Source organism: uncultured Legionella sp., assembly GCF_937871865.1.
Lineage (GTDB): Bacteria > Pseudomonadota > Gammaproteobacteria > Legionellales > Legionellaceae > Legionella.
Window position 1 is genome coordinate 1 of record NZ_CALMPD010000130.1, and the last position, 9,615, is coordinate 9,615.

Here is a 9,615-nt window from a genome sequence, read left to right on the forward strand (position 1 = left end):
CCGGAAACTCTCACCTTTTCAAGTGAGGTGTCAGATTAAATCGGAACTAATACAATTGAATCTAATTAGCTTTATTAAACCCCATCAAGGTGCCTATGGACTCATCGGCGACTTGTCTTGTTCCGTGCTACACTAGAGCGTTGTTAATTGCCTACCACAATGCTCTAGCTCTGATATTTACCTTCACGGACTTGTAAGTTCCCTATTTATAAAAGCGCATCCAAATCTAAAGTAGAATATTTATTGAGTGCTTTCCTGTGATTAGCAAGAAAAATGTCTGCTGTATTTCGCCCTTCATTAAAAAGCATAAGAAGAAAAGGCCATTCGGCATTTAGTTTGGAAGAATATCCTAGTTCAACCATTTTAGAACTGCTAATACGATGAATACGCATATTTGCCCAGCGAGCTCCTTCACCAGAAGCAGCATTCACTGTCTGCCTTAGCACCGCTATCATACGCAATTCTTTCAGTAACGTTGCATTGAAGGCAACCTCATTAATTCGATTCAGAATATCACGCGCGGATTTTGGAGTACCTGCACGCTCTACAGGATTAATCTGTACCAATACAGTATCACTGGAGGCACACTCCTGTATTAATGGCGTAATAGTAGGATTACCGGTATATCCCCCATCCCAATAAGGTTCTCCATCAATCTCAATCGCTTGAAACATCGATGGCAGACAAGCAGAAGCAAGTAACACATCCGGAGTAATTTCCTTATTTCTAAATACTTTACCATGTCCTGTTTTTACATTTGTTGCCGTAATAAATAACTTAATAGGTGATTCAAATAATGTGGAGAAATTAATACTCTCAACAAGAATATCCCGCAAAGGATTAAGTGCTGCTGGATTTAAATCGTAAGGAGAAAACAGACGAGAAGCCAAGTCAAATGCTATAAATAAAGGAGAATGATCCAAGGTCCAATTTCCACTAAGAATATCCAATGGTCCTCGTTGAAAAGGGCTAAAACGTGCAGCATCAGAGACACGTTGCCAAAATAAAGACAAAGCCTCTCTTGCCCCATCCGCCCCACCACATGCATAACCACTGGCCAAAACAGCTGCATTCATAGATCCTGCAGAGGTTCCGGAAATTCCCTCAATTAAAATCTTAGGATCTTCCAGCAAACGATCAAGAACTCCCCAAGTGTACGCCCCGTGTGCCCCGCCACCTTGTAATGCTAAATCAATAAGCGTTGCTTTCTCTTTGCTTTTCATCAATTGCACTATCCGTAGAGAGATCCTATAAATTATTCTAGCAGTAAAAACAGGATGCGCGTGCAACTGAAAACAATGGATATGGAGAAACAAGATACTCACATCAAGCAGCTGATGAGCTGAAGTGATTAATTATTATCGCCTCAGCAAATCTGCCTGCTGCCCAATGGTTTTTAAGAAAGAAATAAGCTAATTTACGATATTTCGATAACCTACCTTAAAGTGAGTGAGCAACCACGTGTCTCTATGTTCTCCAACTCCTCTTCATCTGTAGTTTCGACAATATTTTTCATTAACTCAGCATGTTGCCTGGTTTTATTGCGTAAGTAATCCCGCTCCCAAAAGGCTTTCTTTTCGGGATGATTCGGCTCAGAAAAGTCTCCTTTAACATAGATCACTTCTCTAGTATAAGGATCCAATTTATCCTGAAAGCTTATTTTTAATTTTGTACTCTGTAATGGTTCACTCACATCTATACCATTGTTTTTAATAGCAGAACGTGACTGGACCGTTTTCAACATATCAGGACTTTCTAAAAATACATTCAGTTGATATTTTTCAATTTGTTCTTTAGTATATGCTTGCGGTTCAAATCCCTGATTAAAGTAAGTTAATGCCTGTTCTGTATTCATTCTCTTAACCGATTCAACAATGCTATCTTGCTGCAATGCATTTTTTAAATAGGCAAGTGCTTCAGACCGACAAGATCCATTATCGGCCTGTCTTGCATAAGCATTAACAAAAAGTTTAATATCATGTTCCAAACAAAAATCTTTGAGTTCTGGGTCAAAAGTACTCACTCCAGCACTATCAGCTATGTATAAACTTTTTAATCCATTCGTATGCTTTTCAAAAATAATAGGAATAGGATGAGAATCAAGACTATCATTTGAGGGAATAGTGAAACCTACAATTACATTATCTGAACGAAGTAACTCGATAATTTTCTCTTGAGCATCAGTTACAGATTTAGTTAAGACAATTTTACGTTCACTGTTAGAGAAGTATTTTTGATTATAATGATCAGCAATTACAGTCATCCCTTGAAAATTTACTGAACCCCTGGTATTTGTGTAGCACGTCATACCGTCTTCATCTTCGTGATAACGTACAGCTTCGCTTTCTATAACTTCAAATTGCATATTTGTCACCCTTAAAATAAAAATGTTATTATAACGATAAATAATTAAGGGGGTTATTAAATGACCGGCTTGGCGAATATTTGACCGATAATTTTATTATCTCTTAGAAATAAATATTCGGACTCTCTGAGGAAACCATGGTCAAAATTCTCAAGACATCGTTTTTATTAATACTGCTGCCAGGATGCTTTAAGTACCAGAAAAATTGATCCCTGCAATATATCTACTATACTCAAAGAGTACCATTTTTTTAAAGTTAAACGGAGAATTGTTATGTATGACATAAATAAACTTGAACAATTGGTCGGCAATGAGTATTTTATCGGGAATGATATGCAGCTTAGTTATGATATGAAGAGTATTCTGGAAACTCAACCCCATAAGAAAGCAATTGCCCAACCAAATCAGTTTGCTATTGCTCAACCTAATATGCTCGCAATTACTCAACCAAATCAATAGTTAATCAAACCAAATATTTTACAAGGACGTAGAATGCCTCAGTTAATAATAATAGGAAGTGGAATTAAATCCCTCGCTCATTTGACTCAAGAAGTATTAGTTATCATTAAGCAATCAGAAAAGGTGTTGTATTTGTTAAATGAGCCTTACTTGAAGGAATGGATTGAGAGAGAAAGCAAAATTAGTGAATCATTAGAACCTATTTATTTTGCTCAGGAAAAGCGCATTGATAATTATAAAGCCATTACCAACTATATTGTAGAAGAATATAAAAAACACAGTAGTTTATGTTTTATTTCTTATGGTCACCCAACCATTTATGATATGCCAGCAATAACTGCAGCAAGAGAGATTAATGAACAAGGTGGAAATGCAATAATCTTGCCAGCCATTTCGTCCATGGACTGTTTATTTGCTGATTTGGTCATCGATCCCAGCGATAGTGGCTGTTATTCCGCAGATGCCACCGACTTTTTGATATACAGCAGGCCCTTTGATCCTCGCTCCCATCTTATATTGTTACAAGTGGGTGCTATTGCCACCTATAATCAAGAAACAACACACCATGTGCATGTACTTCGCGATTATCTATTGAAATATTATGAAAAAGAGCACCGCGTTTGTTATTATGAGGCCGCTCTATATCCACAACAAAAACCACGCATGGATTTTTTTCCACTCTCCATGATGGCAGAACAGCCCGTTAATGGCCTCACTACTTTGTATATTCCCCCCATTAATAAAGCAACTCAATGCAATATGGAAATGCTTAAACTTTTAAATATGGAGATAGATAATTTTCTGGAGACACCTAAAGTCAATTCTTAATCAACTACTCTTGCTCTGGAACATAGGATTCAATCCATTTTCTGCCAGAGCAAGATGAACCTTATTTTTTACTTTTAACCCGTTTCATCAGTCGTTTTTTCTTATTCACTTGTCTTTGCGATAATTTATTTTTCTTCTCGGAATACGGATTTGAGCCACCTTTAAATTCAATTTTTAAAGGAGTACCAACCAAACCAAGATGTTTTATAAATTCATTGTTAAGATAGCGTTTATAACTGTCTGGTAAGGCATCAAGTTGATTACCATGAATAACAACAACTGGTGGGTTATGTCCACCAATATGAGCATATCGAAGCTTTATTCTTCTTCCATTAACACAAGGTGGTGTATGCCTGGTGCTAATATCTTCTAGTAATCGTGTTAATCGCGGGGTAGAAAATGATTGGGTAGCTGATTCATATGCTTCTTTTATGTCTTTAAATAGACCGCCAACACCACTGCCATGCAAAGCAGAAATAAACCGTATTTTTGCAAAATTGGCAAAATGCAATCGTCTGGATAATTCCTCTTTAACACGTTCGCGATGCTCTTCATCCAGGCCATCCCATTTATTTATCGCAATCACCAAAGCTTTTCCTGATTCAATAATAAAACCAAGCAGGTTCATATCCTGATCAGTGATTCCTTCTTTCGCATCCAAAAGCTGGAGACAGACGTTTGATTCTTTTATGGCCTGTAAAGTTTTTATGACTGAAAATTTTTCAATTTTTTCGTCAATTCTGGATTTTCTTCTTATACCTGCAGTATCGATAAGCACATAATGTTGTTCATCGCGCTCAAAAGGAATTGCTATACTGTCTCTTGTTGTTCCCGGCATATCATAAACAACAACCCGCTCTTCCCCCAGTATCCGATTAATCAGGGTAGATTTTCCTACATTAGGACGACCTGCAAAAGCAATTTTAATGACATTATCCTGTGGCGTTTCATCTGTTTCCGGGGCAAATGGTAATAAAATAGTTTGAATTAATGAATGAATTCCACTTCCATGCGATGCAGAGATTGAATGAACATCAGTGATACCTAAAGATTGGAAATCCGAACAGGCAATATCATCATCCAAACCTTCTGTTTTATTTACAACCAGATGAACTTTTTTATTGAGCTTTCTAAGGTTGCTGGCAATGTTTATATCAATTCCGGTAAGTCCTGAACGACCATCAACCAGGAAGAGAACGGCATCAGCTTCTTCTAATGCAATTGCCGATTGCTTGGACATTAAGCTATCAACCGCAATATCATCTACACCAATACCACCAGTATCTACGACAATATAGGGTTTATTTTCATGTTGAGCATGACCGTATTGTCGATCACGTGTCAAACCAGGAAAATCAGCGACAAGCGCATCCTGTGTTTTGGTAAGCCGATTGAACAGCGTTGACTTACCTACATTAGGGCGCCCAACAAGGGCTATCACAGGAATCATTATGTTAACTCACAGACAGTTGATTAAGCAGTCCATTATCAGTTAATACGTACAAAGTCCGTCCAGCTACGCTAGGAGAAGTGCTTACTCCACCAGATAATTGAGAGCGCGCCATAAGTTCACCAGTCTGTGAATCTATGAAATGTAAATATCCTGTTTTATCACCGACTACAATATCTTCACCAACTAATACTGGCTCAGTAAGGCTTCTTGCCTTAAGTGCAGTCTGTTTCCAATTTACATGCCCTGTTTGTTTATCCAACGACCAGACAACATCATTACTGTCTGTTAAATATAATGTATTGGAACTTAAAACCATATTCTTAAAGACTGAACCTGGTTTTTTCCAGATAAATTGTCCGTCAGTAAGAGATAAGGCGCCAATATATCCCTGATAACTTCCTAAATAAGCCACGTTGTCACGCACAATAGGATCTGAATCGATATCAATCAAACGCTCAACATCACTTGAGCCGGTAGCATAAGTAATACTTCTTTGCCACACCAAACGCCCTGATTGCAATTCAAGTGCATCTAATTTCCCATCAGAGAATCCGATGAGTACCAACTCTCCCAAAATAATCGGAGAAGAACTGGCTTTTAATACCAGCCCGGGAGAGCCATGTTCAGCGGTCCACAGTTGTTTCCCGTCTACGGCATCAAAGGCAAACACTTTACCATCAATTGTTTTTGCAATGACTTTCTGATGTGACACTGCTGGCGGTGCTAAAACCTCACCACTTAGTTTTGTTTGCCATACCTCTTTACCATTGGCCTGATTAAGCAAAACCAGGGTAGAACCATTGGTGCTCACTACAACATGCCCATCAGCAACAGTCGGGCCACTTAAAATGCCGTGCCCTAATTGCGTAGACCATTTTACGGCTCCATCTTTTTTACTCACAGCTCGAATTAATCCGCTTGCGTCCGCAGTGTAAACAACATCTCCACGAATAACTGGCTTTAATTTAAGATATTCGCTTGATTTACGTGGTTTACCAACAGCTGTTGTCCAGTTTTGCGACACCTTAACTTTAGGTTGAATTTCCTCCAGATTTTTGGGCTTTGGAGTATTATCCTTACCTAACATGTAATCATCTACTTGAGCACAACCTTGAATAACGCTACACAGCAGTATTACTAATAATCTAATTTTCATAAAATACAAACCTCACATTCATCACATCATTATGCAGACTGAACTTTTTTATCATCTGCAGTCATTGATTGACTCTTAATTGCCAATTCATTTGTTTTCATTTCTAAAAATAAATTACCCATTCCATTAGTTTTCACTTCATCAATGGCGAGGCGATAAGAATTAATAGCGTCCTGATATTTCCCAGTTGCGCCATAAATATCACCTTTCAATTCATTTATAACAGGAAGATAAGTTGCATCAACAACAGAACTTAGTTCTTTTAATGCATCATTATAAGATTTTTCAGCAGCCATTAGTCGGGCAATTCTAATTTTCGCAATTTGTTTCAAAGCATTCATATCACTCTTTTCAGCAACAAATTTCAATTCACTTTGCGCTTTATCAAGTTTGTTTTTACTGACATAAATTTTGGCCAAAGTCATATGAGCCACATCAGAATATACACTATGATCGTGTTTTTTTATTAATTCATTAGCATATGATCTGACTGATTTAATATCCTGATTTGAAAATGCAAGCATCATTTGTTCATAAACTGCAGATGCCTGTAATGTAGATTTATCCTGACTCCAATGCATGTATCTATATCCGGCAACACAAAGCAGAATAACGGATATAACAACAGTTACGATATTGCCATTACGTTTCCACCACTTTTTTATTACTTCCAGCTGTTCTTCTTCAGTCATATACACTGACATATTGCTCTCCCGCACTCATCCAAGATAATCATTCAAAAATTGAATCATGTTACTTTGTTTCACAGTAACTTGCTCCGACTTTAATCGTAAATCTTTTATACTGACACTTACATTTGCAATTTCATCATCCCCTAAAATTAAAGCCAGACGAGCTCCGCTTTTGTCTGCTTTTTTAAACTGGCTTTTAAAAGAGCCTCCGGATGTATTTGTAAGCACCTCAACACAAGGGTAGGCTGTTCTGATTTGTTCAGCTAAAACCATCCCATTTATTGTTGCGTCATGATTTGTTGCGATAATAAATACAGACTGCTGCTGCTTTTTTTGCTCCAACAAATTTAAAGTTTCCATGAGTAAAACGATACGTTCAATACCTAAGGCAAAACCTGCTGCAGGTGTTGGAGTACCGCCCAATTGTTCTACTAATAAGTCATATCGACCACCGGCACAAATTGTTGCCTGACTTCCTAATTTATCAGTAACCCATTCAAAGACAGTGTGACCATAATAATCAAGCCCTCTGACCAGTACTGGATTAATAGTATAAGGAATGTTTAAAGCATCAAGACCTGCGCAAAATGAAGTAAAATGAAATTTACTTTGTTCGCCCAATGTATCGATTAATTTGGGAGCATTAGAAACCAATTGGTGTAAATCAGGATTTTTAGTGTCGAGTATTCTCAGTGGATTTTTATCCAGACGTCTTTTGCTGTCTTCATCAAGGCTATCAAAATTATCACGTAAATATTCAACTAATAATTTCTTATACTCTTGGCGCTCACTGAGCTCACCTAAAGTATTTACCTGGAGCTGCACATTATCAACCAAACCTAATTCTTGCCAGATTCGTCGAGCCAGAGCAATTAACTCTACTTCAATATGAGCCCCTGGCATTCCAAATGCCTCAACACCGAATTGAGTAAACTGTCTGTAGCGTCCCTTCTGAGGTCTCTCATGACGGAACATTGGGCCCATGTACCAAAGTTTTTGTTGTTGATTATATAATAAGCCATGCTCCAGACATGCACGAACACATCCTGCCGTACCTTCTGGTCTCAATGTTAAACTATCACCATTCAAGTCGCTGAATGTATACATTTCCTTTTCAACAATATCAGTCACTTCACCGATAGTACGCTTAAACAACTGGGTGCTTTCTACAAGAGGAAATCGTATCTCGTGATACCCATATCGAGTAAGGCAATCTATAAATTTATTTTCGATATGACGCCATATTGATGTTCTGTCTGGCAGAACATCATTCATGCCACGTATTGCTTGAATTCTTTCAGACACCTTCTTTCTCCAAAGGTGTCATCTGTACGCTGGGAGTCAGTAACGACTGCATTTTAGAAAGATCCGTTAATTTGAGTTCATTAGTATTGTCATTCAAAGAAAGATTCGTCGTGCTTTCTTTAGCAGAAAATCCAGGCTGAGAATCTTTATTTTTTTGCCACCAGATCCCGACTGCTACCAAAACTCCTACCGCAAATAACACAGTAACCAATCGAATGATAGATTCTGCTTTGTGTGATTCGCGTTTACTTTGCCATAATGCTCGTTCTGGCTTTTTCTCAACATGATATTGATTATTAAAGATAGCGAGAAAAGGATCAGGTGATACACCAAGTAGTTTTGAGTACGCCCGCAAATAACCTTTAACAAAAACAGGTTCTGGCAATAATTTAAAATCGCCTGCTTCAATCAATTCAATGATTCGAACTCTTAAGTGTAATTTGCTGGCAACATACTCAATTGTATAGCCTTTTTGTTGACGCAAATTTGAAAGTTGCGTACCGGGATTATCAATATCGATACTATTAGCATCATCCATTGTGGTTGTTGTATTCATCGTTTACTCCACTATTATCAGCAGTTAGTTCCATTTTCCTGAAATTACGTTCATATTCCGCAGCTTCAAGGTATTTACCTGCTTTATTGGCTATATCTTTAGCTAAAGATAAAAAAATTCTGTCATTTAATACTAAATCAGGGTGTTCTTGCAATAAAGAATAAGCTTTAGCTTCATTCCCTATTTTACTCTCCAACTTAACTAATTCATATAATGATTCCCGTCTTGAGGGATCTTGAGCCAAAGCATTGGTAAAATAAAGTTTCGCTTTGTCATTTTCAGGAATTGCCAACGCACAAAGCCCTGCATTTTCATAAGCAGCTGATGTATTGACATACCGCACATCTTTTACTGCTTTGAGAAAATAACCTTCCGCTTTTTTATAATCACCCTGACGGCATAAAAATGTACCGTAGTTATTAAGTTGAGCACCGCTCTCTGAAGACAGCGAGATTGCTTTTAAATAATATTTTTTTGCTTCAGCAAGTTCATTAGTCTGTTCAAAATAATAAGCCATGGCTGCATTCACATCAGCCGAATTTGGCTCTTGCTCTATGGCGCTAAGTAACTTCTTTTTTGCTCTTGGTCTGTCACCTTGTTTTAAATAACCCAGCCCCAGTTGCACGTTATAAGTGGCGGCTTTATTAAGATCTGGTTTTTTACTTTCGGGTTCTTGATTAGCGTCTGGATGTTGACACCCTTGCATAGCCCAAAAAGTAAAAAATAATAAGTATCGTAATACTATGTGCACAACAACCACTTAACCATAGAAATGAATTCGCATTATAACCACTAACTGAA

The 9,615-nt window shown here is 37.7% G+C and carries 10 protein-coding genes; 2 read left to right on the plus strand and 8 right to left on the minus strand.

Going from position 1 to position 9,615, the window contains the following annotated elements:
- Nucleotides 1–206 precede the first annotated feature (206 nt).
- Nucleotides 207–1,223, minus strand: a complete 1,017-nt coding sequence (locus Q0495_RS07010) for a patatin-like phospholipase family protein (protein ID WP_298624421.1) — start codon at nucleotides 1,221–1,223, stop codon at nucleotides 207–209.
- 212 nt (nucleotides 1,224–1,435) lie between these two features.
- Nucleotides 1,436–2,365, minus strand: a complete 930-nt coding sequence (locus Q0495_RS07015; protein WP_298624406.1) for a hypothetical protein — start codon at nucleotides 2,363–2,365, stop codon at nucleotides 1,436–1,438.
- Between the two features lie 273 nt (nucleotides 2,366–2,638).
- Between Q0495_RS07015 and Q0495_RS07020 the strand changes: the two genes are divergently transcribed.
- Entirely contained in the window at nucleotides 2,639–2,824 is a 186-nt protein-coding gene (locus Q0495_RS07020) for a hypothetical protein (RefSeq protein ID WP_298624408.1), read from the plus strand.
- Between the two features lie 33 nt (nucleotides 2,825–2,857).
- Nucleotides 2,858–3,652, plus strand: a complete 795-nt coding sequence (locus Q0495_RS07025) for an SAM-dependent methyltransferase (protein ID WP_298624410.1) — start codon at nucleotides 2,858–2,860, stop codon at nucleotides 3,650–3,652.
- 61 nt (nucleotides 3,653–3,713) lie between these two features.
- On the opposite strand, the gene der is transcribed toward Q0495_RS07025, so the two are convergent.
- The 6 genes from der to pilW are packed head-to-tail and all read right to left on the minus strand — an operon-like array spanning nucleotide 3,714 to nucleotide 9,520.
- On the minus strand, nucleotides 3,714–5,102 hold the full coding sequence (der, locus tag Q0495_RS07030) for a ribosome biogenesis GTPase Der (RefSeq protein WP_298624412.1): 1,389 nt from the start codon (nucleotides 5,100–5,102) through the stop codon (nucleotides 3,714–3,716).
- A gap of 4 nt (nucleotides 5,103–5,106) precedes the next feature.
- Nucleotides 5,107–6,261: an outer membrane protein assembly factor BamB gene (gene bamB / locus Q0495_RS07035; protein ID WP_298624413.1), complete on the minus strand. Its 1,155-nt coding sequence runs from the start codon at nucleotides 6,259–6,261 to the stop codon at nucleotides 5,107–5,109.
- A gap of 29 nt (nucleotides 6,262–6,290) precedes the next feature.
- Nucleotides 6,291–6,965, minus strand: a complete 675-nt coding sequence (locus tag Q0495_RS07040) for a tetratricopeptide repeat protein (RefSeq protein ID WP_298624416.1) — start codon at nucleotides 6,963–6,965, stop codon at nucleotides 6,291–6,293.
- A gap of 15 nt (nucleotides 6,966–6,980) precedes the next feature.
- Complete coding sequence (hisS, locus tag Q0495_RS07045) at nucleotides 6,981–8,258, minus strand: histidine--tRNA ligase (protein WP_298624418.1); 1,278 nt, start codon at nucleotides 8,256–8,258, stop codon at nucleotides 6,981–6,983.
- Entirely contained in the window at nucleotides 8,251–8,814 is a 564-nt protein-coding gene (locus tag Q0495_RS07050) for a helix-turn-helix domain-containing protein (RefSeq protein WP_298624419.1), read from the minus strand. Before Q0495_RS07050 ends, hisS begins: the two co-directional genes overlap by 8 nt.
- Nucleotides 8,789–9,520 (minus strand): type IV pilus biogenesis/stability protein PilW, encoded by a 732-nt coding sequence (gene pilW, locus Q0495_RS07055; protein WP_298624422.1) that lies wholly within the window; start codon nucleotides 9,518–9,520, stop codon nucleotides 8,789–8,791. The genes Q0495_RS07050 and pilW overlap by 26 nt, the downstream gene beginning before the upstream one ends.
- Nucleotides 9,521–9,615: the final 95 nt, after the last annotated feature.

Coding starts and splice junctions, on each gene's coding strand:
- Q0495_RS07010 (WP_298624421.1), bottom strand. CDS start 1,223: ATGAAAAGCAAAGAGAAAGCAACGCTTATTGATTTAGCATTACAAGGT.
- Q0495_RS07015 (WP_298624406.1), bottom strand. CDS start 2,365: ATGCAATTTGAAGTTATAGAAAGCGAAGCTGTACGTTATCACGAAGAT.
- Q0495_RS07020 (WP_298624408.1), top strand. CDS start 2,639: ATGTATGACATAAATAAACTTGAACAATTGGTCGGCAATGAGTATTTT.
- Q0495_RS07025 (WP_298624410.1), top strand. CDS start 2,858: ATGCCTCAGTTAATAATAATAGGAAGTGGAATTAAATCCCTCGCTCAT.
- der (WP_298624412.1), bottom strand. CDS start 5,102: ATGATTCCTGTGATAGCCCTTGTTGGGCGCCCTAATGTAGGTAAGTCA.
- bamB (WP_298624413.1), bottom strand. CDS start 6,261: ATGAAAATTAGATTATTAGTAATACTGCTGTGTAGCGTTATTCAAGGT.
- Q0495_RS07040 (WP_298624416.1), bottom strand. CDS start 6,965: ATGTCAGTGTATATGACTGAAGAAGAACAGCTGGAAGTAATAAAAAAG.
- Q0495_RS07050 (WP_298624419.1), bottom strand. CDS start 8,814: ATGAATACAACAACCACAATGGATGATGCTAATAGTATCGATATTGAT.
- pilW (WP_298624422.1), bottom strand. CDS start 9,520: ATGCAAGGGTGTCAACATCCAGACGCTAATCAAGAACCCGAAAGTAAA.